This window comes from Desulfotomaculum sp., from assembly GCA_003513005.1.
Classification (GTDB): Bacteria; Bacillota; Desulfotomaculia; order Desulfotomaculales; family Nap2-2B; genus 46-80.
Map to the genome: position 1 here is coordinate 71,843 of DOTD01000092.1, position 23,721 is coordinate 95,563.

20 protein-coding genes and 2 riboswitches are annotated in these 23,721 nt (G+C 45.4%); of the genes, 19 read left to right on the plus strand and 1 reads right to left on the minus strand.

What is annotated here, in order from left to right; translation table 11 throughout:
• Positions 1–24: 24 nt before the first annotated feature.
• From DEH07_12010 to DEH07_12100, 19 genes are all read left to right on the plus strand, one after another.
• Positions 25–4,281: a hypothetical protein gene (locus DEH07_12010; protein ID HBY05204.1), complete on the plus strand. Its 4,257-nt coding sequence runs from the start codon at positions 25–27 to the stop codon at positions 4,279–4,281.
• 65 nt (positions 4,282–4,346) lie between these two features.
• Entirely contained in the window at positions 4,347–5,846 is a 1,500-nt protein-coding gene (locus DEH07_12015) for a hypothetical protein (GenBank protein ID HBY05205.1), read from the plus strand.
• Entirely contained in the window at positions 5,818–6,702 is an 885-nt protein-coding gene (locus tag DEH07_12020; GenBank protein HBY05206.1) for an argininosuccinate synthase, read from the plus strand. The genes DEH07_12015 and DEH07_12020 overlap by 29 nt, the downstream gene beginning before the upstream one ends.
• Position 6,703: 1 nt before the next feature.
• Complete coding sequence (locus DEH07_12025) at positions 6,704–7,285, plus strand: molybdopterin-binding oxidoreductase (GenBank protein HBY05207.1); 582 nt, start codon at positions 6,704–6,706, stop codon at positions 7,283–7,285.
• A gap of 19 nt (positions 7,286–7,304) precedes the next feature.
• Complete coding sequence (locus DEH07_12030; protein ID HBY05208.1) at positions 7,305–8,405, plus strand: tungstate ABC transporter substrate-binding protein WtpA; 1,101 nt, start codon at positions 7,305–7,307, stop codon at positions 8,403–8,405.
• Entirely contained in the window at positions 8,405–9,229 is an 825-nt protein-coding gene (locus tag DEH07_12035) for a molybdenum ABC transporter permease (GenBank protein HBY05209.1), read from the plus strand. The genes DEH07_12030 and DEH07_12035 overlap by 1 nt, the downstream gene beginning before the upstream one ends.
• Complete coding sequence (locus tag DEH07_12040) at positions 9,222–10,277, plus strand: ABC transporter (protein ID HBY05210.1); 1,056 nt, start codon at positions 9,222–9,224, stop codon at positions 10,275–10,277. Before DEH07_12035 ends, DEH07_12040 begins: the two co-directional genes overlap by 8 nt.
• Before the next feature lie 72 nt (positions 10,278–10,349).
• The gene (locus DEH07_12045; GenBank protein HBY05211.1) at positions 10,350–11,453 is read left to right on the plus strand and encodes a hypothetical protein; all 1,104 of its coding nucleotides are present in this window, start codon (positions 10,350–10,352) and stop codon (positions 11,451–11,453) included.
• Between the two features lie 142 nt (positions 11,454–11,595).
• A riboswitch (molybdenum cofactor riboswitch) is annotated at positions 11,596–11,714 on the plus strand.
• A 68-nt stretch (positions 11,715–11,782) separates the two neighbouring features.
• Positions 11,783–11,902, plus strand: a riboswitch (molybdenum cofactor riboswitch).
• 136 nt (positions 11,903–12,038) lie between these two features.
• The gene (locus DEH07_12050; GenBank protein ID HBY05212.1) at positions 12,039–14,816 is read left to right on the plus strand and encodes a hypothetical protein; all 2,778 of its coding nucleotides are present in this window, start codon (positions 12,039–12,041) and stop codon (positions 14,814–14,816) included.
• Between the two features lie 61 nt (positions 14,817–14,877).
• Complete coding sequence (locus DEH07_12055) at positions 14,878–15,735, plus strand: hypothetical protein (protein HBY05213.1); 858 nt, start codon at positions 14,878–14,880, stop codon at positions 15,733–15,735.
• Between the two features lie 32 nt (positions 15,736–15,767).
• On the plus strand, positions 15,768–16,778 hold the full coding sequence (locus DEH07_12060) for an ABC transporter permease (protein ID HBY05214.1): 1,011 nt from the start codon (positions 15,768–15,770) through the stop codon (positions 16,776–16,778).
• 1 nt (position 16,779) lies between these two features.
• Entirely contained in the window at positions 16,780–17,622 is an 843-nt protein-coding gene (locus tag DEH07_12065) for an iron ABC transporter ATP-binding protein (GenBank protein HBY05215.1), read from the plus strand.
• The gene (locus tag DEH07_12070) at positions 17,622–18,755 is read left to right on the plus strand and encodes an iron ABC transporter substrate-binding protein (protein ID HBY05216.1); all 1,134 of its coding nucleotides are present in this window, start codon (positions 17,622–17,624) and stop codon (positions 18,753–18,755) included. The genes DEH07_12065 and DEH07_12070 overlap by 1 nt, the downstream gene beginning before the upstream one ends.
• A gap of 28 nt (positions 18,756–18,783) precedes the next feature.
• Positions 18,784–19,530, plus strand: coding sequence for a hypothetical protein (locus tag DEH07_12075; protein ID HBY05217.1), 747 nt, complete (start codon positions 18,784–18,786; stop codon positions 19,528–19,530).
• Between the two features lie 435 nt (positions 19,531–19,965).
• Positions 19,966–20,673 carry a hypothetical protein gene (locus DEH07_12080; protein HBY05218.1) on the plus strand — a complete coding sequence of 236 codons (708 nt, stop codon included), beginning with the start codon at positions 19,966–19,968 and terminating at the stop codon, positions 20,671–20,673.
• 72 nt (positions 20,674–20,745) lie between these two features.
• Positions 20,746–21,093, plus strand: coding sequence for a hypothetical protein (locus DEH07_12085; protein HBY05219.1), 348 nt, complete (start codon positions 20,746–20,748; stop codon positions 21,091–21,093).
• Positions 21,047–21,526, plus strand: coding sequence for a hypothetical protein (locus DEH07_12090; protein HBY05220.1), 480 nt, complete (start codon positions 21,047–21,049; stop codon positions 21,524–21,526). The genes DEH07_12085 and DEH07_12090 overlap by 47 nt, the downstream gene beginning before the upstream one ends.
• Complete coding sequence (locus DEH07_12095) at positions 21,513–22,709, plus strand: MFS transporter (protein HBY05221.1); 1,197 nt, start codon at positions 21,513–21,515, stop codon at positions 22,707–22,709. Before DEH07_12090 ends, DEH07_12095 begins: the two co-directional genes overlap by 14 nt.
• A 180-nt stretch (positions 22,710–22,889) precedes the next feature.
• Positions 22,890–23,471: a hypothetical protein gene (locus tag DEH07_12100; GenBank protein ID HBY05222.1), complete on the plus strand. Its 582-nt coding sequence runs from the start codon at positions 22,890–22,892 to the stop codon at positions 23,469–23,471.
• A gap of 9 nt (positions 23,472–23,480) precedes the next feature.
• Here DEH07_12100 and DEH07_12105 read toward each other — a convergent pair.
• Positions 23,481–23,721 (minus strand): ISAzo13 family transposase (locus DEH07_12105; protein HBY05223.1); only part of this gene is annotated, 241 nt, incomplete at its 5' end.

Consider the following 23,721-nt stretch of genomic DNA (forward strand, 5'->3'; position numbering starts at 1 on the left):
TCAAAGAAAGGGGATGGGAAATTAATGAGCAGACTTAAAAAAGTTTTGGGGAGCATCTTGTTCGCACTGCTTCTATTGCTTCCCGTGACATTTTCACCAGCAAAAGCAAGCGCAGAAAACGTTTATGCAGACTTTCCAATTCAACTAATCGGTACGTCAACCATTGACATGAGTAAAGCCGGCATGGAGGCCTTACTAAACACGGCCAATACCTATACTGACGGAAATGGGAATATCTTTGAAGGCGTACCACTGCGGCAACTGATTGCCAAAATTGATGACAATGATCCTGCCACGCTGAACAATTCACTTTTGGGGACTTACAATATTGAGTTTACCGGGTTAAACCAGGATGGGACTGACTATGTAAAGACAGCTGCCGCAGGCAACTGGTCCTCCTATTTTACAGGCGGAAGTATTGACACCGACGATGTGTTTATAGCTACCAAGGTAAAGAAAGGCGGAACGGGTGATTTTGTAGATTTGCCTGAGGTAAGTGTAAACAATGCGGCAAAGAACTGGAGGCCGGGTATAGTCAGCGGCAGTTTAATAACCGGATCAGGAAACCGTGTCGGCGGATTGTATAAAATCAGGCTGACTGGTCTTCCCCAGGGAGTACCGGTAGCTGCGTTCACAGCAGCCCCGACGACCGGCGAAGCGCCGCTGACAGTCAACTTTACAAATCAATCAACAGGCACAGCACAGCTCGCCTATGCGTGGGATTTCAACAATGACGGCACGGTGGATTCTACAGAGCAGAACCCAACTTATATTTATGAAACAGCCGGTACATACACAGTCAAACTGACGGTGACCGATGCCGGCGGCAGTGACGAAGAAATTAAAACTGGCTATATAACTGTAAATACAGAAGATAATCCTACTGATTGGACTCTTCAATTATCTGGGGCAAAGGACATGCCCGTAACCAAAGCTTTCTTTGAAGCCGGTCTCGCATGCGCGGGTTCAGGTCACTACAGGGAATGGACTGATATTGATGGTAATGTCTGGGGTGGTGTACCGCTCTGGCTGCTCGTTGGGATGATCGACGACAACCCCGATGTGGGTCCATACCACTATAACTTTAACGATGACCTTGCTGCACAAAATTACGAAGTTAACGTTATATCTGGAGACGGTTGGTCGGCAACCCTTGAAAGCTCAGCAATTGCCCGCAACGACGGTTATATTGTTGCTAACACACTTAACGGGAAACCGCTTCCGGCTCGGACCGAAAAAGAAAAACCGTGCTGGCCGCTACATCTGAAAGGTTCTGCAGTATTTGGGGGACAACAGGTCGGCAATATTGTTCGGATCGAGTTATCGGGACTTCCCGGGCCATCTGAAGGATGGACTTTGCAATTGATGGGAGATATAGGCGATACCATTACTCAAGAAGAATTTGAAGCTGGCCTTGCATGCGCTGGTTCAGGTCACTACAAGGAATGGAAAGATATTGACAACAACACTTGGTCCGGCGTGCCCCTATGGGTACTCTTAGGCGTGGTGGATGATCTTGAAACAGGTAACCACTGGACATTCAATGATACGGTTGCCGCGAATGTCTATTCCGTAAATGTAATTGCAGGCGATAATTTTACAAAGACTTTTAGCAGCACAGATATAGCCAGAAGTGACAACTTTATTGTCGCTAATAAGATAAACGGCGCTTATCTTACTGATTCATGGCCGCTGCGCCTTGTAGGCGCCGGTGTTACAAAAGCTGATGGATCACTTGGCGGTAAGAGCATTGGTAATATCGTAAAGATAGAAATACCGGAGCTACAGACACCGCCGGCAGAGCCCGGCAGTTGGAATCTTGCGTTAAGCGGAAAGATTAGTGATGTTATCTCACAGGCCGAGTTCGAGGCCGGCCTGGCCTGTCCTGCTGCCGGGCACTCGGCGGAATGGAAAGATATTGACGGCAATGTCTGGTCAGGTATGCCTCTTTGGCTTCTGGCAGGCTGGGTGGATGACAGGCTGCCGCATGGTTACAATGCTAACCAGGCAAGCGCCGGCTACACAGTTATAGTTAAAGCTGTAGACGGCTATAACAAGGAGTTTGCCAGCGCGGATATCGCCCGGAGCAGCGATTATATCATCGCTGATAAATGCAATGGTGAACCGCTTACCAAGAAATGGCCGCTGCGCCTCGTGGGCGCCGGTGTAACTAAGGATGACGGAACCTTAAGCGGTTACAGCGTCGGGAATATCGCAGAGATAGAACTGACCAATTTTCAGACTGCCCTGCCCATACCCGAGGTTCACATCGTCAAGTATGCCGAAGATCGAACCACTGTAATCGGAGAGACGTACGTTAATTACTTATGGATGCAGGATAACCTTGACGTGATTGGTGACGGAAAAACAATATACCGCTATGAAGGTATCACGAACAACCCGGAAGATGTGTGGGACGCTGCTGAGACGTACCCCGGCGGTTATAAAATAGCAAATGCCGTGAAAGGTACTCGTGTCAGAGATCTCTGCGATCTTGCCGGAGGTATGGGCGCAGGCACAGAGATAACATTTACCGCCAAAGACGGATATGAGACTACGCTTCCCTATGCGTCTATCTACACCAATCCAGCAGTGCAGGAACGCCAGGGAGATGCAATACTGGCCTGGTGGGGTGATGGAAAATACGTGCCCTATTATGCGGACGGCATGCGGTTGTTCTTTACACCGAATGGCGACAATGTTTACGGACAATGGGATATGCACGAGACGCTTCCTCCAAATTATTGGCACTATTATTACAGTGATGGAGTTCAGTACCCTTCATGCGCCGGTTTGACTTCAAAGTGGATTACCGGCATAAAGATATATTCCGTTCCTGCCGGTGACTGGACATTAAAGCTTGATGGCAGGGATGTAGGCGGCATCTATTATGATGTAAGCAAAACCTATTTCGAGCAGGCCCTGGCCTGTCAATTTGGATCTAACCATAAGGTATCCTACACAGATTCCGAAAACCGAATTTGGGAAGGTATGCCTCTCTGGTTCCTGGCCGGGTTTATTGATGACACCGACCAGCATTCCGGCAACGCCTTTAATGATAAAATGGCAGCCACGGGATACAACGTGGTCATTACATCAGCCGACGGCCATTCAATAACAATCTCCAGCAAGAATATCATCAGGAACAACAACTATATTATTGCCAATTCGCTGAACGGGGCAACTATTCCTGATTCTGATAACGACTGGCCGCTCAAGTTGGTCGGCCCGTCTGTCAATGACGCATTATCTGTTTCTCAGATTAAAAGCATTAAGCTGGTCAAAGTTTCTCATGATGGCGGCGGTAGTGGTGGCGGCGGAGCAACAACACCAAATCCAGTTAATTCCACCACCGGGTCTGCCACAGTTACTCCCAGCGCGGGCGGGACTATCGGCCTGGGCAGTAGCGCCACGGTAACGATACCAGCCAACGCACTGAATGGCACAGCTTCTGTCACGGTTACAGTGCAGCAGTTGAACTCGTTCCCAGCAACTCCAGCGGGCGCCGAACTGGCCAGTGAAGTGTACGAGTTTACAGTAGGAAACAATGCCACTTATAACTTTAGCGCCAGTGTCGGCATCACCCTTAGCTTTAACACTTCCGCCATCGGTGAAGGTGAAACAGCGGCCGTATTCTACTATGACGAAGCTCACAGCCAATGGATCAACCTCGGTGGGGTTGTGACCGGCTCGACTATTACAGTGCAGGTTAATCACTTTACCAAGTATGCCGTGTTTGCCGTGAAAAAGACAGGAAGCTTAAACGACATTACCGGTCACTGGGCGGAAGCTAATATCGCAAAACTAGTGGGCCTTGGCGCCCTTAGCGGTTACCCGGACGGAAGTTTTAAACCGGACGCAACCATCACTAGGGCTGAGTTTGTTACTATCTTGGTGAGAGCTTTTGAATTTGCCCCTCAAGCCGGCAAAGCATTTGCCGATACTGCCAACCACTGGGCTAAAGACTTTATTGCTACAGCAGCGGCCTTGGGCATTGTAGACGGGTATGACGATAATAACTTTGGTCCGGACGATTTGATTACCCGCGAACAGATGGCTGTTATGATTGCAAGGGCATTAAAACTCGACCAAATTTATGGAGAAACGGCATTTGCCGACAAGAACAGTATCTCCGAATGGGCTAAGGTAGCCGTATTTGCAGCAGTTAAGAACAAGATTATGCAGGGTTATCCTGATAATACATTCCGGCCTCAGGGCAACGCAACAAGGGCTGAGGCTGTAACCGTCATAGTTAATGCCATGGGCCTGCTGAATAAATAATCGCCGGTCTTTTAATGGGTCCCAGCTTTTAACTGTAGAGCATTTTTCAGAATGAGTCAGGTTTTGTGGGAATAGTAAGGGCGGTTGACGCCGCCCTTACTATAGTACTCTTTGGGATAAATTGTAAAACAATAAATAGAATTATTTTGCCTGCCAAAGAAGTAAAAGAGGTAAGAGCAATGGCCGGATCCAAAAGTATATGGGTGCAGTTGCCATTTCTGCAAGTAATCACAATACTGTTTTTGCTTGCCTTTGTATTTATTTTACCTCAATCAGTTAACTGCAGAGATTATGCGGATGAAAGCAACGGTTATAACAAAACTCCCGGAAACCCGCCCATATTGCTTTGGGGTCCGTATATCACAGGGACTAATGAAAATAGCGCTGTGGTAAATATAAAAACCAATACCGCATCAAGAGTAACCGTCCATTATTGCACTGAAGCATATTACAATGCCAACGCTTCCTATGATAACAGCGCCTCTGACAATGTTTACAGCTTAATGCATCACGTTGCTCTTTCCGGACTTGAGGCAGGGACTACATACCATTATCAGGTATGTTATGACAGAGAACAAACCGGGGACTTGCGATTCTCTACGTTTCCAAAATCAGGTCCTTTTAGTTTCATTGTCTATGGAGATACCCAGGATGAGCCGCCAAATTTTAGTCAGGAAGAAAGGCATAAACTTGTTGCAGACCGGATAGCCCAGGAAGAGAATATTCTTTTTGTAATCAATACGGGCGACCTGGTAAATGACGGTAATGACGCCCATAATTGGGATAGATTTTTCGATGCCATACGCTTAATGGCAACCGGGACAACCATTTTTCCCGTGCATGGAAACCATGATGGTAACTCTCTTTATTTCGATATATTCGGAGTCTCACCATATTACTCTTTTGATTGCGCCGGTTCCCATTTTACAGTAATTGATTCCGTACATCGCACCCCTGAACAGACTGAATGGCTGAATACTGACCTGGATAATAACATGAAATGGAAATTTGTTTTTTTTCACCACCCTTTTTATACATCAGAGTCCAATCATTTCGGCGGTTGGGAAAACCTCAGGAACGAGTGGGAGGAAACATTTATTTCCAGAGGAGTAAGCGCTGTGTGGAACGGTCATATTCACGCTTATGAGCGGTATTTGGAAAAAGGCATCCAGTATATGGTTGTCGGGATCGGCGGCGGACCTTACACTACACTAGATAAGGTCAAATTCACAGGGTATCAAAAAAGCTTTGAACGAATCCTGGGCTATTCCAAAGTAAGTGTAGACCCTGTCACAGGATCGGTATTCATAAAGGTCATTAAAGCAGCGGAGATATCTCAGGATGGGAAAGACGTAAAAGTATTTCCCCGGGGAACTGTTGTTGATGAACATATCCTGTCTTCTCCTTTAGTGGATTTAAAGAACGTATATGCCTGTCCTGACAATACCTTTAAACCGGATACAGCAATTACCAGGGCGGAGTTTGTTACTATCCTGGTGAAAGCATTTGAATTTCTCCCTCAAGCAGGCAAAGTGTTTGCTGATACGGCCAACTCGGATTATTAAGGAGTGCAGTTATGTGAAAAAAGCCCGTTTACGGTTTTTAGGTATTGCAGTAGTTATTATTGCACAGTTCTATATATGTTCTTTTGCATTTGCCGCAGGCGCCACTACTTCTTTGCATTTAGTGAAATATAACACTGACGGTGTAACCGTATTGGCTGAGAAAACAGTTGATTACAAATGGATGGAACGGAACCTGAGGGTATATGGAGACGGCAAAACCCATTATTACCATCAGGGTCCTGTATTTGAAGGTAACATATGGGATCCGGATGAGGTTAAAAACCTTAAAGATAAAGGAGCAGTAAAAGGCGCCGCATTGAAAGACCTTTGTGAACTGTTAGGCGGGATGACCGCCAATGATGAAGTGATGCTCGTTTCTGTTGATAAATGGCATACCGAATTTGCTTATGACAATATATACGAACCACAGTCTGCTCAAGGGACTATAGCGCTTTGCTGGTACAATGGAGAAGATGCCCTTGAAGGGGAACATTATGGTGTCGGATACCCCGCAAATAATGCCTACCGCACTGCCCTGCAGATAGTTTTTATATCAGAAGACACTAACAAAGAGGGCAAGCGTGTCTTCGGCAACAGCGACATGAAAACAACCTTGACAAAACAGAAATATCAGCATTTCTTCGAGGGTCAATATCCAAGCACTAACGGGCTTTCCGGCAAATGGATTACCGAGTTGAGGATATGCAGCGGCGGTAAACATGGTGAATCAGATATCAAATTAGAAAGCAACCCAGCAGCGGGATTGAAAAGCTCACTTCCCTGGACGCCTATTTCTTTAGGACTTGTTGGAGTGGTTATGATCGGTGCGTACTTCTTTATAAGCAGGAGAAAATGAAATGAGAGAAATTAAGTCAAAAAGCTTATTAATTGTTGGCGTATTGTTAATTTTAGCGTCATCAATATTGATCTATATTAACGCATATCCAAGGCAGGCAGATGATGGAATAAAAGATTGGAAGTTAACTTTGTCAGGCCGGGATGGAATTAAAAAAACACTGTCCCACAAGGATATAACCTCACTTCCGGCATACTGCGGCAATGGAGGATTTTTTTCAACAGTAGGGATTATTTATGGACCATATAAGGCAAAGGGTGTAACTGTCGAAAACCTTTGCAAACAGGTTGGCGGTGTATTTCAAGATGATGTAGTAATGATATCAGCGGAGGACGGTTATTCAACTGTCTTAGACTATAAACAGATTCAAGGTGAATTTATTACTTACGATAGGAACCTTAAAGAAACGCCGCATGGTGAGTTAAAGATAATTTTAATGTATGAACAGGACGGCAGGCCATTATCGGATGAGGACGGCAGGCCATTCAGAATTGCTATTGCCGGAACAAAAAAAGGACTTTTAACTGAAGGTACGTACTGGGTTAAATGGGTAAATAAGATAGAAGTGCTTAAAACCCCTTAAATATCAACATATTTATAGCATGGGAGCAAAATCAATGAATACCCGGAAGTGGTTGTATTCCCTTTTAATATTGATAATTGCTTTGGAAACAGCCGGATGTTCTTTATCTGGCCCGGTTCGGGAAAGAAATAAAGTGAATTTGAAAGTTATTATTGCCGGCAGCCTTTTAGTTCCTTTCCAGGCTCTAGAAAAAGAGTTTGAAAGGGCTAATCCGGATATAGATGTATTGCTGGAAGGGCATGGAAGTGTCCAGGTAATACGGAGTGTAACAGAGCTAAACGACAAAGCAGACATTATAGCAGTCGCAGATGCCCAGCTTATACCCCTAATGATGTACTCCACCATAATACCAAAAAGCAGCAGACCTTATGCTGATTGGCACATTAATTTTGCAGCCAACAAGCTAGGAATTGCTTATAAAAATGATAGCGCCTATTCGTCGGAAATTAACGCTGATAACTGGTACAGTATAATTTCCAGGCCGGATGTAACTATTGGCCTGGCGGATCCGCGCATTGACGCCATGGGATACCGCACATTGATGTCAATACAGCTTGCAGAGGATTATTACCATGATCAGAGTATATTTGAAAAATGCATCAGTTCTGCTTTTAATCCCCCTATCAGCATCATAAAGAATGGAGACCTTTCGCTGATCAAAGTCCCGGAGATTATTAGTTCAACCAAACAAAAAGTTAAATTAAGAAGCTATAGTATTCAATTAATGGCACTGCTGGAGTCGGGTGATCTGGATTATTCTTTTGAATATGAAAGTGTTGCAAGACAGCGCGGGCTTAAGTTTCTCAGTCTGCCTGAAGGTATCGACCTTAGCAATAGTGATTATGAAAAGCAGTATCAGAAGGTGAAAGTAAGCCTGGATTTCAAAAGATTTGCCTCGGTAGTTCCTGATTTCAAGGGTACACAAATAGTGTATGGGGTAACGATACCAAATAATGTCTCCCATCCGGAGGAAGCAGGCAGATTTATTAAGTTTTTACTTGGCCCAAATGGACGGCGTATATTCAGTCAATGTCACCAGACGTTTTTAGTGAATCCGGAATGTGACAATTTCCTTGCCCTGCCCGAAGATCTGATGCCATATTTCACTTGGAGAAATTGATGAGAGGTTCCGGCCGGATAAAACATATAAGTGTGAAACTTTTTTTCCGGCATGGTTTTGCCTTCTGTTTTATCGTGTTAGGTATCGTTATATTGCTGTTCATATTAGTCCCCTTGCTTAAGATGGTCTTTCTTTCTGACAAGAGAGCATTATGGCTGGCTTTTTTTGACACTGAAACAATGCAGTCTGTCCTGCTCACGATATACGCCGCCCTGATTGCGTCGGTGATTGGTTTTATTTTAGGGGCGCCGCTTGCTTACCTGCTTGCCCGTTATGACTTTCCCTTCAAGAGCATCCTGGAGGGTTTAATTGATCTCCCAATAGTAGTGCCGCATTCGGCTGCCGGCATTGCTCTTTTATTTGTTTTCGGGGGTAATTTTCTTGTCGGAAGATGGTTTAATCAAATCGGACTGCAGTTTGTCGATTCCTTAGCCGGTATAGTTATCGCCATGCTTTTTGTAAGCGTGCCTATCCTTATAAATTCGGCCAAGGAAAGTTTTCGGAAAGTGGACGTAAGGCTGGAAAAGGTTGCCCGTACACTCGGGGCTTCCCATTGGCAGACGTTTTTCAGAATTTCGTTTCCGCTTGCCTGGAGAAGTATTCTTGCAGGAAGTTTAATTATGTGGGCACGCGGAATGAGTGAATTTGGCGCAGTAGTTATTCTTACTTATCACCCTATGACAGCCCCTGTTTTGATTTATGAACGGTTTGAGGCTTACGGATTAACCCAGGCGGCGCCGGTTGCGACAATAATGATCATTATCAGCGCCTTTGTTTTTATAAGTATTCAGGCTCTTTTACGCAGGAGGGAAGATAATGATTAAGATTTCCGGATTATGCATAGAGCTTCGAAGCTTTACGCTGCGGAACATGAATCTGAATATTGCAGGCGGTGATTACTTTATCCTTGTAGGCCCTTCCGGTTCCGGCAAAACTGTTTTACTGGAAACAATCGCGGGACTCCACAGAGTGACTTCCGGCCGGATCGTGATTGATAATGAAGATGTTACATTTCTCGAACCCGAGAAACGTGCTATTGGCATGGTATATCAAGATTGCGCTTTATTTCCGCATCTTTCCGTCAAGGAGAATATTGTTTTCGGACTGAGGGTCCGGCGGGAGAAAACAGAGCGGATAAACTTGGAACTGGGCAGGGTTATCCAGCTTCTTGATATAGAGCCCCTGCTTTTTAGAAAGCCAAATACACTAAGCGGTGGTGAAAAGCAAAAAGTTGCCCTGGCCAGGGCTTTAGTGACCGATCCGAAAGTTTTGCTCCTAGATGAACCTCTAAGCGCGCTTGATCCACAGTCACGTGAGAACATAAGGCGTGAAATCATTGGGATTCATAATAGTTTGGGCATTACGGTCGTGCACGTCACTCATGATTTTGGAGAAGCAATCAGCATGGGCACACAAATAGCGGTGATTGGTGAAGGATCAATAAAACAGGTGGGTACACCGGACGAAATATTCCGCCGTCCCAATTCCGAATTTGTAGCCAGATTTACTATGGCGATGAATATATTGTCCGGACTGGCAAAAAAGGAAGATAACAGGGCAACGGTTTTTATAGTCGAAGGTACTAAGTTTATAACCGATTCAGATATAGAAGGTCACTGTTATGCCTCAATCAGGCCGGAGGATATTTTGATGTCGGATGTAATACTTTCCGGTGATATTCAGAACTATTTTCCTGTGGTAATCAACCAGATTGTCAATAATGGCCCGGTTGTTCATATCACGGTCAACTTGCCGCCTATGCTGGTATGCATGCTTACCCGCCATTCCTTCGAAGCGATGGATTTAAAAGTTGGCAAACAGGTTTTTCTTTCCTTTAAGTCGTCTGCTGTAAACTTATTTCATTGTCAATAGGAAAAAAGAGGTGAAAGTATTAATAAGCATAAAATAAACCATGCGCTGCTTTTACCCTTGTTAATAATTACTATGATATTAATGGCTGTAATAGCGGTAGCAGAACCGGTTTTGGCCTCCGGCACGGCTAATCTGTATATCAAAAAGCTCGCCCCCGATGGTACAACCATTATTTCCGAGAAAACACTCAATTATAAGTGGCTGATGGATCCCGGCAACATACCTGTGATGGGTGACGGGACAACGCGTTATTACCATCAGGGTCCTGTATTTATCGACGATGCTGATGAAGAAAAGGAACAGGCGCTTCGTTGGAACAAGGTGGAAAATACAAATATCCGGGAAAAGGATATGGGCGCTCTTAAGGGCGCCAACTTAAAAAACCTGTGTAATCTTGTTGGAGGCATGTCGCCAGGCGACACAATAAAAATAAAGGCAAGCGACGGTTTTAATAAAACATTTGCCTATAAAAACGTGTACGATTACTCAAAACGTGAAGGACCCATGGTTATTTGCTGGTACAAGGACGGCTTATATCCCGATACCGGGTACACGGAAGGTATGCGCCTGGTCTGGTTTGCCGACACTTCAAGCAATCCATGGGGCATCAATGCTTTTGGCAACTGGGATTGGCACGAGGCCGCCGATTCAGAATACTGGTATTATTACAGAAGTGGCGGTGAGAGTTACCCAACAACCACCGGGCTTTCGATACAAAATATTTGCGAGCTGACAATATACAGTGTTAAACAAGCAGGTATGTCCGCCATAGCGCCGGTATGCATGTTCTCTGCTGACAAAGCTTCGGGCAATGCCCCGCTCACAATAAAATTCACAGACCTGTCTGCTAACTTTCCTGCATCATGGGCATGGGACTTCGATAATGACGGCAAAATAGACAGTACCGCTAAAAATCCATCCCATACCTATAATACTCCCGGTATATACAGCGTCAAACTTACTGTCAGCAATGCCGCCGGTTCCGATAACGGGATTAAGGTTGATTACATAATAGTTATCACAGAAGCTTCAAATGTATCATCCCAGCCAAAAATATCAGGTAATGCCGGTAAACGTTCAAATTGGCCAATTATTACTCCGGCGACAATATCGATTGTTACCACTGTTGTTATTATTAGTATGGGAATTATCTTTTTTAGAATGCGCCGGCGGTAGCAGTTTCCAATAACATACTCTTTTATAATTAAAATTGTGTAAAAGAAATGGTATGTAAATAACTGAGCTGCGTCCACCTTTGTGAATGAAAAAATATTTTCAATTTTTTGCAGGGTTATTGTTTTATTTTGTCGAATGTCTATAGCTGTAAAATCTCCGAGTCTGGCAGGCCTTGATGATAACTTGAGCAGCCAGACCGATAAGGTACATGGGGAAACCCCTGTGCCTCCCATTATGGAAAGGAGAACATAGCTTATCTTATTATTAAAAGCATGTCACTTTTTTATATTGGGGGACGATGCTTTTTTTATTTTTAAAATAAATTCTAATATAAAATTGAGCTCCGAGCCAAACAGCCTGAATGCTTATAGCAATGGCTGCCGGCCGTTAGGGTATGTTGGGAAACTGACCTGCCTTCCATTGTGAAAAGGAGATTTGATCTGTTTTTTTTAATGACGGGGCCAGCTTCTTTTAGCAAATTGGCGCCGGTATTTTTTTTAAAGGAGGTAATTTATAGTTAGAAAATTACTGTTTTGATGATGGATACATACAATTAGATTTTTTTTAAAATAAAGGGGGATCGAGATGTTTAAGAAAAGAAAAACAGCTTTCTGTCTTATATTAGCGTTATTGTTCATCCTGTCGCTGGCGGGAATGTCGTTTGCCCAACAGTCGTCAGATATCCAGGACCACTGGGCAGGAAAACAGATCAGTGACTGGATAAGCAAAGGTTTAGCTCAAGGGTACCCGGACGGGGCGTTTAAACCGGATAACAGCATTACAAGAGCAGAGTTTGTATGTTTAGTCAACAGGTCCTTCGGTTTAACCTCCACTGTAAAAACGGATTTTTCCGATGTTGCGCCAAACAACTGGTTCGCCGGTGATATTGCCAGTGCCAGGGCAGCCGGTTATATAACCGGTTTTGAGGACGGGACTTTCAGACCGGACAAACAAATCAGCAGACAGGAAGCGGCTGTTATGCTGGCCAGACTGCTCAAACTGGAGACAGCTACTGATAATTCGGCATATCTAGATACGTTTACGGATGCGAAAGACATCTCCGCATGCAGCAAGGGTTCTGTGGGCGCTGCAGTTGCCAGGGGATTGATAAACGGGTATCCCGATCAAACTATCCGGCCTGCGGCTAATATTTCCAGGGCGGAAGCAATTGTTGCGATTGACCGCTCTATTGCTGTCCAAGTGAAAGTATCCAAGTATGATCAACCGGGAACATACGGTCCTGCATCAGGCACGGAAATAATCGAAGGCAACGTACTGATCAGCGCGGCGGGGGTAACTCTTCAAAATACAAAAATCACAGGCAGCCTTGTTTTGGCTGAGGGCATCGGCGCCGGCGACGTTACGCTTAAAAATGTCATCGTGCAGGGCGAAACGGCCGTTAAAGGCGGCGGGGCAAACAGCGTTGTGTTTGAAAACTGTACAATGCCGGCCGTCATAGTTGCTAAAGAAGGTGTCAGAATTGTTGCCGCGGGTAATACATCAGTTAACATAGTACGTTTGGAATCGGGGGCCGCGCTGGCCGAACTGAAAATTACCGGCCCCGGCTTTGAAATGGTAACTCTTACACAGGTAATTCCTGAAAATGCAAAAGTTATTTTAGATGGTAATTTCGATAATGTAAAACTTGAGGCGGACAAGATAAATCTATCTGTTACCGGTGGCGTCATAGAAAAGCTTGAAGTTGCCGGAACTGCGGCCGGGGATAAAATCGATCTCGGAAGCAGCGTAAAAATAAATACTTTAATCCTGGATGCGGCGGTAAACGTTACGGGAAAAGGCGCTATTCAGACGGCCAAGGTAAACGTGTCAGGGTCAATTATTGAACCGGTCCCTGCTGTTTTCGATAAAGCGGCCGGTGTTACGGTTACTGTTGGCGCCGCATCTTCAACAGGCGGCGGCAGCGGCAGCGGGCAGGGGCCCGGGGGCGGTGGTGGTGTTGCTCCGCTTAATTTTTTGGGCGCTTACCTAACTTCAACAGGGGAATCCATTGAAGGCAGCTTAACTGTTCCGAAAAATCCCGAAATAAAGCTCGTCTTTGATCGGGGCGTTGTAAGAGATCACTGGGATACAAACCAGCAATGCATAACCATGCGTGTTCAATCCGGACCAAGTGTTCCAATAAACGTTTTCAGGGCGCCGAATTATCTGGATGAAAGCGAAAAAAAGATTATTTACGTATCTCCTGTAAATAACCTGAACCCCGGAACAACGTATGTTATTACTATAAGCGCTGGTCTTGCTGCAAACAATGACAAAACCCTCGGAACACAAAAAGAAATCACCTTTACTGTAGCGAGCGGCGGTGGTGGCGGCGGCGGAGATAATACACCTCCGGTATTCGGACAGGGTTATCCAACCACAGCCAATATTACGCAGACTTCGTTAGATTTACTGATTCGGACAAATGAAAACGGCAAGGCCTACTATGTTATACTGGGCAATGGCGCTCCAGCCCCCACTGCCCTTCAGGTAAAAGAAGGCCTTGACGCAAATAATCAGGCTGCTGTAAAATCCGGCAGCGGCAATTTGACGGCCAATACGCAATTGATTATAAACATTACTGGTTTGACTGCAGGGACTGCCTATGACATATATGTCGCTGCCGAAGATAGTAAGCCAAACCTGCAGGCAGGTCCGGCAAAAATCAGTGTCACAACAACAACGGAAAATGACCTGAGTAACGCCGGCGCAGCGTTAGCGGCAGACGGCAGCAAAACAGCCGGCGCAGCCTTCGACATCAGCATTACCGGAGCGAAAGACAACACCGGAGCTGATTTAGCAGGCGCCGTCGCGGTAACCATCACTAGCGACAAAGACGGAGAAGTATACAACAGCGACACAGCATTCACCGCCGGAGCAGCGACAGTGTCAATAGCAGCGGACAAAGTCATAACAGGCGGGATCAACACTTTAACTGTAACCATAGCCGGCGTAACCCCACACCCAACGGTAGAAGTCACCGTAACGGCAGCGACACAGATCAGCCCGGCGAACTCCGCCGCAGAAATTGCGCCGGCGCTGGCCAAAGGCGTAACCAGCGCCCTAACCATAACCTTAAAAGACAACTACGGCAACCCGATTGCCAATACAGCTAAAAACATAAAGATCGTCGTTACCGTAACCAACGCGGATCCGGCGACAGCGGAAGTCTATACAGTCGACGGCAGCGCCGTAACAGCGACAACCACCCTGTCAAGGTCCATCACAACCGACGCGGCCGGCAAAAGCACATTCACAGTTATCATGCCCGGAGCGATCGACCCTGCTGACGGAATATCCGTCCAGGTAACCCAGAACAACGGCACGGCAATCGGCGGACCCTTCACCTGCACAGAGTCTTAAAAAGCAGTGCGGTTTTTATAATTGATTGACATACTTATTTAACAGGAGGCAGGAAAAGGTCATGGCAAATAAAACAAAAGGAAGATTTATAAGCATCCTTTTAGCAGCTGTTTTCTGCTTGGCGGCAATGGCTGCGCCTGCTTTATCAGGTCAGGGGGACGGTTCGGGAGGGGGTCAGGATGACCTCCTTACCCTGGTTTCTTCCACACCTTCCCACGGTCAAAAGGATGTTGAATTGTCTGTGTTGATAAAGGTTTCCTTTAATAAAAATGTAATTAATATGACTGTTAGCGATAACAACCGCAAATGCTTCTCGCTGTATTCCGCTGATGGCCTCCTGGTTCCCGTTGAGGTCATTATGGCCGACGACCAGATTGAACCCGAAAAGAAAAGGGATATCGCCGTAAAGCCGCTGCACGATTTAAAACCGGGAACCTCCTATACGCTGAAAATTTCTCAGGAACTGCGCTCGAAAAGCGGAGTCTGTCTGGAAAAGCCGGTGTCAATTACTTTTGTTACCAAAGGAAGGCCATCTAGTGAAGAAAGCGACGGGTCAGCCGGAAGCGCAGCGCAGTCAGGAACTGGTTCATCTACCGGTGCAAACAAAGCAGATACGGTTTCAGGGAGCGGTACAGCAGTTCAAAATGAGATAGGCAGCTCCAATGACACGAACACAATACAGGAAGAAGAAAATACCGCTTCCTCCGGACAAACTTCAACACCTGCTCCGGAGAACATTGATAAATCTTCCTCAGGAAATTCAGATAACGGCAGCAGTCCTCAGGCGGCGGATGAAAACGGCAGTTCTTCCAAGGCCAACGAAAAATCCGGAGTATTTCAAACGTATATTCCTTATACGATCTGTCTGGTTGTGATTTGCGTGATCGCATATGCATTTGGCAGAAGATTCAAAAAGTAACACGGTTCATTGTTTATTTCCGGCAGGGGTGAATGGTGATTCGAAAAAAAATAATCTATGCAATATTAATCCTCAGCCCCCTGATCTGTATCTTTTTTTCACTGTTTATCGGCAGATTTCCATTATCCGTTCTACTCGTAGCCAAGATTTTATGGTCCAAGCTCGCTATGGGCGCAATTTATTTGCCGGATAAATACAACACAGTAATCTGGGAAATACGTATGCCCAGAGCGGTTTTGGGCGCTTTGGTGGGCGGTTCCCTGGCCATCAGCGGAGCAGCTTTCCAGGGGTTGTTCCGCAATCCCCTGGTCAGTTCGGGTATTCTTGGCGTAAGTTCAGGCGCCGGGTTTGGCGCGGCGCTGGCCATTTTGATTTTCAATTCCACATCATACACATATATTTTTGCCTTTTGTTTCGGAGGGCTGGCGGTACTGTTGAGCTATCTAATTGGCCGGGTATACAACACGACACCCGCCATCATGCTGGTTTTAGGCGGTGTGATCGTCTCATCGGTTTTTTCTGCCTTGATCTCTTTTGCAAAGTATGTTGCTGACCCGTATAACCAACTGCCCACAATCGTTTTCTGGCTGATGGGAAGCCTGGCCTCCGCACGCTACCATGATTTTATAATCGGCGGTATTCCCATGGCGATAGGTATCACAGGCCTTATTGCCATCCGTTGGCGGATCAATGTTCTTTCCATGGGGGATAAGGAAGCCCGTTCACTTGGAATCGACACCGCATTAAACAAGGGCATAGTCATCATCTGCGCTACATTAGCCACAGCGGGGGCAGTTTGCGTAAGCGGAATTATCGGATGGGTGGGGCTTGTCATGCCTCACATCGGACGCATGCTGGTAGGTAATGACAACAGGCTGTTAATCCCGGCAAGCCTCTCACTGGGAGCATGCTTCCTTATTATAGTGGATAATCTGGGAAGGGTGATTACAGGCTCGGAAATACCCCTGGGTATTTTGACAGCACTTGTTGGGGGGCCTTTCTTCGTTTATTTACTGAAGAAAACTAAAGGCGGGGGCTGGTGAAATATCTATGATCGAATTTATCAACGGAAGCTTCAGCTACGAGAAGTCAGGAGTCTTTAAAAACCTGAGCTTTCAGGTTAACAAGGGAGAGATCTTTTGTATCGTCGGCCCCAACGGGTGCGGCAAAACAACGCTTTTAGACTGCATTCTTGGCATTTTGAAACTTGATGAAGGGGAAATACTGATCAACAAGAGGCAGATTAAAGAAATTCCTCCGCGGGAAATTGCCAAAGAGGTGGCCTATGTCCCGCAGATCCATACAAAAACTTTTCCTTACACTGTGCTGGATATTGTGCTCATGGGCCGTGCCTCACGTATGGGGATTTTCTCCTCTCCCTCGGCGCAGGACAGGGATATTGCCGGCCAGGCGCTTGAACTGGTAGGCCTGGCAGATTTTATGAACAGGCCATACACCCAGCTGAGCGGCGGGGAAGGCCAGTTGGTCATGATAGCAAGGGCGCTGGCCCAAAAAACGCCGGTAATTATTATGGATGAGCCTACAGCTCACCTTGATTTCAAGCATGAACTGACTGTATTGGAGACTGTTATCCAATTGGTCCGGCAAACAGACCTTTCTATTATAATGGCTACTCATTTTCCCAACCATGCCTTTTATTTTGAAAACAGCGGCATCAACACTTTCGTCGCATTGATGGATCAGATGACATTTTCAGCGGTGGGCCGTCCAACGGAGATCCTGTCCGAAGATAACCTGATGTCCTTATACCAGATCAACGCCAAAGTAGTTTCATGCCTGCTGGACAACAACACCGAACTCAGGCAGATCGTACCTTTAAACACGGTCAACGGCCGGGTATCATTTGAGGAAGGGTATAAGATATAATGGTTGTTAAGAAAAAATTTTTTAAACTCTTGTTGACCTTTGCAGTTTTTATACTGGCAGGGCTTTTGCTTGCCGGCTGTTCCGGCCATAAAGAGGCAGCAACTGAAATATCCGAAAATAACCCTGACAAGTCAAATACAATTACTGTCAGAGATTACTTCGGCCGCGAGGTTGAAGTCCCTGCCCAGGCAAAAAAATTAGGTTGTCTTTACGCGTTTTCCGGTCACGTGGTAGCCATGCTCGGTAAGGGCGAAAATATTGTAGCCGTTGTTGAGGGATTGAAAAGAGATGTTTTAATGACCGGGATGCTGCCGAATATAAAAGATGCCTCTGTACCTACATTGGGAGGCGGCGCTGTCAATTTAGAAGAACTAATCAGAGTCAATCCTGATGTTATTTTTATAAAGGGAGACACTGCGACAAATGAGGGGGAAATAGAAAAACTCGAGAAAAGTAAGATTCCTTACCTGGTTGTTGATTACAAAAATATCAAAGAGCAGCAGTACATTATTGAAATGATCGGGCAGGTTGTAGGCTGCCAGGATAAGGCAAAAAGGTATAATCAGTTTTACCGGCAATGCATCGATCGAGTGCAGAAAAAAGTAGCCGGAATCCCGTTAAAGGAAAGAATTCGGGTTTATCATTCCGTTAACGAAGCTACCAGGACGGATCCCAAGGATTCACTGCCTGCGGATTGGCTGCAGGTTGCCGGGGCGGTTGATGTTTCTGTAGACAAAGACCTAAAGCTTATTGAGGAAAAGTATTTCGCCAGTCTGGAACAGATCCTGGTTTGGGATCCGGAAGTGATCATAGTCAATCAAACCGGCGTTGCGGATTATATTATGGAAAATAAACAGTGGGCTTCTTTAAGCGCAGTTAAAAACCATAAAGTATATCAAATGCCGAATGGCCTGTCACGCTGGGGCCATCCCGGTTCACTTGAAACGCCGATGGCGATATTATGGACTGCAAAGACCCTGTACCCCGAACTTTTTTCTGATCTGGACATGATCAAGGAGACCAAAATTTTTTACAAAGAATTCTATAACTTTGACCTCTCGGACGAGACCGCTAAAAAGATTTTAAGCGGGGAAGGCATGAGGCTGTCCAAAGGAGAGGAAAATAAAAAATAAATGCATCCAAACTGCGGAGGTGTAAAAAATAAAAGTTCTTGTATGTATTGACGATACTGACAATCTTTTCAGCAGGGGGACCGGAAAACTGGCTGCGGCCATAATGGAAACGGTGGAAGAAAGAAACTGGGGCAGATGTTTCGGCATCACACGGCACCAGCTCTTTGTCCATCCTGATGTCCCGTATACTTCGCATAACAGTTCTATGTGCTTTGAGGCGGACATAGATAAAATGTTCCTGAGTGATTTGACTGCTTATATTGTTGACTACCTTACCACTGAAAGCGCAGAAGGTTCGGATCCGGGGCTTTGCATCGTCCTTCCCGATCAACTTGGCGATCCGGATCTGTTAATTAGGTTTGGGCTAGAGGCTAAGAAAAAAGTTTTGAAAAAAGAAGACGCGTACCGGCTTGCGGATCAAATGGGAATATACCTTACTGAACATGGTGGTACCGGCCAGGGAGTAATTGGGGCCCTGGCTGGAACTGGTTTGCGTCTCAGCGGCAATGACGGCCGTTTCAGGGGGAAATTAATAATTGAGTCGCAAACAAACTTAGTCAGTGTTAGAGAGATTAAATCTTTAACCGTCATAGACCTTGTAAGAAGCTTTGAGGGGTATGAACTTGCCCCGGACGAATTAGTCAGGATTGGAGAAAAAGTTAAAGCAGTCCTCTTAAAAGGAGAAAAAGTCCTTCTTGTAAATTCGGCCTCTGACGCTGAACCGGGCAAGGCGCCATGGGAAACCTGTACCAAGGAACAGCTAAAAGCTTTCTAAACTTCATTTCATTACCATCACAGAGGTTGCCTTGACGAGGGCGCTGACATCAGCGCCCTCTTTCAAACCACCCACCAATCAACTAAAGGCCACTCTTCCCGCTGCTTTTTCATTCATTCAGCAGCCTATCGTAGAAGTTTTTAACATTTTTTAGCCATGCTGCTAATGAGCGCCAGCTTCGCGATATGAATATCCAAAGTCGTAAAAATTGATTCTTAATACCAAAAAATCCTTTTAATTTGCTTTTTGACAAATTACTCAAAGGAATTTTTTATTTTCCCCGTGAAAGTATAACTTTAATAATGACAAAAGGGGTTGGAATGATTTGGAACACGATAAACCGTCGCGGGAAATCCTATGTACTTTTATAGCAAACTTAAATAAAAATCCTGAATTAGCTTTCAAAATCCTGGATTTAATACCTGCAGGTATATCATGACGACGGACATAACCTGCCGGAACATCATACACAACAAAAAAGCCGCCGAATTTTTAAGGCTTCAATTACAGGAAAGCCTTCCTGATTCAAATAGTTTGCCTTTCAAGATGTACCACAAGGACCAGGAAATTTCACCCGCTGAAATACCCATTCGGTGTGCGGCATCCCGGAGTGAGGAAGTTAACGACCTGGAAATTGAGTTCGTCTGGGATGACGGGATACATAAGACAGCTGTTTGCAGTTCCAGCCCTTTGTTTGATGAAAATGGTATAATCTTGGGGGCTGTAGCTTTTTTTAAGGATATTACCGTTAATATGGTATGGAGGCACAATGCGGATGGCACAAGGGAGTTAAAAAGCATAAACACCATCACTGGCGAAAAATGCATGGAGCCGGAGGAAAAAAGCGGTGACTGGCTCAAGATAATTCATCCTGATGATCGGGCTAAAACATATGAAGCATGGATGAACGCAGTTAAAAATAAAAGCTTATATGAATTTAAGCACCGGGTACTTCAGCCTGACGGAAGTTATCATCATTTCGTTTCGCGTGCCGTACCAGTATTTGATAGGAATGGAGAGTTGCTTGAATGGATCGGCGTCGGCAAAAATATCAATGAGTATAAACTGGCAGAAGAAGCTCTGCGCGAGAGCAGGCAGCGGCTTGAGAAAACAGTACGTGAACGCACAAAGGAACTGCATTGAGAGCATAACGGACGCCTTCTTCACTTTGGACAAAGAATGGCAGGTAACTTATTGGAATAAGGCAGCCGAGAAATGTTTAACTTAAAGCGGGAGGCCATTCTTGAGAAAAATTTCTGGGAGATATTTTACAAGTCTGCCGGGTCAAAGTTTTACAATCAGTGCCACATCGCTTTAAGTGAAAGAATAATTTTTGCCTTTAAGTATGCAATGAAAGCAGGAATTAAAGAAGGAAGATTTGAATACCGCTGCAGGTCTGCCGATGGCCGTTACATTTGGCTGGAAGCCACCGGCAAAGCGTTATTTGACGATAAAGGCGCTTGTGAAGGCGCAGTTTTAGGAATCCGTGATATTACTGACCGTAAATTGATGGAGGATAAACTGCGCCAATCCGAAGAGCACTTCTTTAAGATCTTTAATTAATGACTTGATCTCCCTAATAGAAACTGACGCGATTAAAAACGACAAGTACGTCAACCTGGAACTCGAAGAAGTTCCCGACCTGCTTTTAGAAAAAAATGACATCAAGCAGTTAATTCTAAACTTAACCCGCAACGGTCTTGAAGCGATGAATCCCGGAGGGTATCTTACAATAAAAACATTTACCGGCGGGCATGAAGTCGTTCTTGCTGTGAATGACCAGGGAAAGGGAATCCCACCGGAGCATCTGGAAAAAATGGGCATACCGTTTTTCACAACCAAAGATTACGGAACCGGCCTGGGTCTTGCAGTTTGCTATAAAATAGCCGCCAGGCACAACGCGTCAATAAATATAGAAACATGCCCGGCCGGAACAACTTTTTTTGTAAAGTTTAAAGTCCCGGAGAAAGGTGAAGCATCAGATAATGAACAATGATCAGCACGACGACTTAAAAAGACAGGTTTTCGGGTTTGACAAAAACATTTTTTTTGCCGGGCTGACGAGTTTTCTGACCGATACGTCGACAAAAATGGTCTACTGCATCATGCCGCTTTTTTTATTATCCATCGGAGCGTCAAAGACCACCTTATCGCTGATTGAAGGCATAGCTGAAAGCACGGCGTCGATACTTAACGCCCTGTCCGGACTCTGGAGCGATAAAATTGGCCGGAACAAACCGTTCATGATTATCGGCTATGCGCTGACTGCCCTGATCACGCCTATTTATTCAACAGCAGCATCGCCTCTTCAAATATTATATCTGCGTTTTCTGGAAAGGGTAGGCAAGGGCATCAGGACTGCCCCAAGGGACAGCCTGGTCGCCAAATCATCCCTGCACGGAAAAACGGGAACCAGTTTTGGGATTCACAAAGCCATGGATAACTGCGGGGCGATAGTCGGCCCGCTAATATCATTTCTGATCCTGCTGGCTTTCCCGGGAGGTTACAGAAGGATTTTTCTATTCGCGGCCATACCGGCATTTTTGGGTGTTTTGACGATTATATTTTTTATTAAGGAAGCAAAAGCCAAACAGGAGAGTTTAATCAAAAAGATATCCTTAAAGGATTTTTCAAAGAGTTACTATATTTTCTTAATCATTGTTTTTATATTTACACTGGGAAATTCCACAGACGCCCTTCTGCTCGTAAAGGCGAATGGCATTGGAATCGGCGTTGCCTACATACCCCTTGTCTACCTGATTTTTAACTCTGTTTCAGTTATACTGTCCGTGCCGGCAGGCAGGCTTGCGGATAAAATCGGCAAAGAGAAGCTGATTATCTTCGGTTATTTAATCTATTCGACAGTTTATTACGGCTTCGGCAGAACCAGCAATGAAATAATCTTAGTGATTCTCTTCCTGTTGTACGGGGCATACAGCGCCGCCACGGACGGCATCCAGAAAGCGCAGGTTTCCGACCTGCTGGATAAGGACAAAAAAGGCGCCGGCATTGGTATTTACAATTCTCTTTTAGGAATTACACTCTTGCCGGCAAGCCTTATTGCGGGAGTACTGTACGACCGGGTCAATTCCAGCGTACCTTTTTATTTTGGCGCTTCAACCGCGCTGGCCGCCGCCGTCCTGCTGTTTATAACCCGGGGGAAATTCAGTCATTCGTAAGTACCAACTTACAAGGATGAAAAATCATCTTAATAAAGGGAAGGGCAATGCCTTAAGTGCGGCGTACATGAGCACGTAGGCAGTTGACCTTCCTAATACAAAATAATTTTCAAGCTAGAGAAAATTGTTTTATTTTCTGTTAAAATAGTGTCAGGATGCTTTTTGGCAAAGGGAGCAGCCATGCAAAATTTATTTGATTATTTGGAATGGCGCGGAGACTTAAGTTTCACACGGGACAGCTTTAATGAAGTTGACAACCTGATTTTCTCCGTACTTGCCTATTTGAAGTTTGACGGAATTGTTCCGGAAGAAACCGGCGCCGACCCGCTTCCGTTGTCTGAAGCTGCCCGGCAGTTCAAAGAAAAGAAATATAGACCCTACAAGGATCCTTTTTTTAAACTGACCCCTGCCTTATTATCCAGAGCCGCTCAGTCGGAGCGTTATCGCAATGTTAATTTATCCGGCTACGTAAATCAGTACGATTATGAAAATTCAAAGCAGTTTTCGGCCGTTGTCTTTTCAATATATAATGGCCTGCATTTTATTGCTTTTCGCGGTACCGATTATTCAATAATCGGTTGGAAAGAAGATTTTCTGATGAATTTTATGGATCAGGCGCCGTCACAGAATCAGGCTGTAATTTATATGAAGGGAATTATTGACAACCTCCCAGGAAACTTCTATCTGGGCGGACATTCAAAGGGAGGTAACCTGGCTGTTTACGCGGCAACACAGGCGGATGAAAAGACTAAGGATCCATAACAAAATAACTCATAACTGCTCTTGAGGGCGTATTGCGTAATTCCAATCACCATGGAACTCGGAGCGCTCCAAGCGCACAGTGTTAAGTTCGGCATCGGACACCCGCACGCCGGTCGGGTACTCGTTGTTATCGAGTTGGCGCCTCACCTTAAGGCCGGCGGCGGTGGTAGTGTTGGCGATGAGGCTGACGATAGCCTCGTGGCTGGAAAGGGGGCGACCGCGCCAGGTTTGGGTGATGTAGGGGAAGAGG

What these genes read in the sequence shown, in the direction of transcription:
- DEH07_12055 (HBY05213.1), top strand. Translation starts at nt 14,878, where the DNA reads ATGGCAAATAAAACAAAAGGAAGATTTATAAGCATCCTTTTAGCAGCT.
- DEH07_12035 (HBY05209.1), top strand. Translation starts at nt 8,405, where the DNA reads ATGAGAGGTTCCGGCCGGATAAAACATATAAGTGTGAAACTTTTTTTC.
- DEH07_12060 (HBY05214.1), top strand. Translation starts at nt 15,768, where the DNA reads ATGGTGATTCGAAAAAAAATAATCTATGCAATATTAATCCTCAGCCCC.
- DEH07_12085 (HBY05219.1), top strand. Translation starts at nt 20,746, where the DNA reads ATGTTTAACTTAAAGCGGGAGGCCATTCTTGAGAAAAATTTCTGGGAG.
- DEH07_12025 (HBY05207.1), top strand. Translation starts at nt 6,704, where the DNA reads ATGAGAGAAATTAAGTCAAAAAGCTTATTAATTGTTGGCGTATTGTTA.
- DEH07_12100 (HBY05222.1), top strand. Translation starts at nt 22,890, where the DNA reads ATGCAAAATTTATTTGATTATTTGGAATGGCGCGGAGACTTAAGTTTC.
- DEH07_12010 (HBY05204.1), top strand. Translation starts at nt 25, where the DNA reads ATGAGCAGACTTAAAAAAGTTTTGGGGAGCATCTTGTTCGCACTGCTT.
- DEH07_12040 (HBY05210.1), top strand. Translation starts at nt 9,222, where the DNA reads ATGATTAAGATTTCCGGATTATGCATAGAGCTTCGAAGCTTTACGCTG.
- DEH07_12070 (HBY05216.1), top strand. Translation starts at nt 17,622, where the DNA reads ATGGTTGTTAAGAAAAAATTTTTTAAACTCTTGTTGACCTTTGCAGTT.
- DEH07_12050 (HBY05212.1), top strand. Translation starts at nt 12,039, where the DNA reads ATGTTTAAGAAAAGAAAAACAGCTTTCTGTCTTATATTAGCGTTATTG.
- DEH07_12030 (HBY05208.1), top strand. Translation starts at nt 7,305, where the DNA reads ATGGGAGCAAAATCAATGAATACCCGGAAGTGGTTGTATTCCCTTTTA.
- DEH07_12080 (HBY05218.1), top strand. Translation starts at nt 19,966, where the DNA reads ATGACGACGGACATAACCTGCCGGAACATCATACACAACAAAAAAGCC.
- DEH07_12045 (HBY05211.1), top strand. Translation starts at nt 10,350, where the DNA reads ATGATATTAATGGCTGTAATAGCGGTAGCAGAACCGGTTTTGGCCTCC.